This window comes from Oleiphilus sp. HI0061, from assembly GCF_001635675.1.
The window spans coordinates 1-332 of sequence record NZ_LWFE01000785.1 but is presented as its reverse complement, the minus strand read 5'-3'; the positions used below and the strand labels follow the sequence as shown (position 1 = coordinate 332).

At 45.5% G+C, this 332-nt stretch carries 1 protein-coding gene; it reads right to left on the bottom strand.

The window, feature by feature from the left end:
* On the bottom strand, positions 1-332 hold a 332-nt coding region (locus tag A3735_RS09555; RefSeq protein ID WP_197485806.1), incomplete at both ends, for an FAD-dependent oxidoreductase.

Genomic DNA, 332 nt, shown 5'->3' with positions numbered 1-332 from the left:
ATAAACCTGAAGTAACTATCGTTAAGCAAAGCGGATGAAGCAGAGCGACCTTGATCGTAAGCAGCGCTAGCAAGTGCTGGCCAACCAATCACATCACCTACAGCATAGATATTCTCTACATCTGTTCGATAGTGGTCGTCAATTGAAAGCTGACCGCGTGAGTTTGCTTCAAGACCTATATTTTCTAGCCCAAGATTTTGGGTATTGCCGCTGCGACCATTACACCAAAGAAAAGCATCAGCTTTGATCTTTTTGCCCGACTCGAAAGTAACCTCTACACCGTAATCGGTACCGACAACTGTCTCGTAGGTTTCGTTGTGTCGGACAAGAAC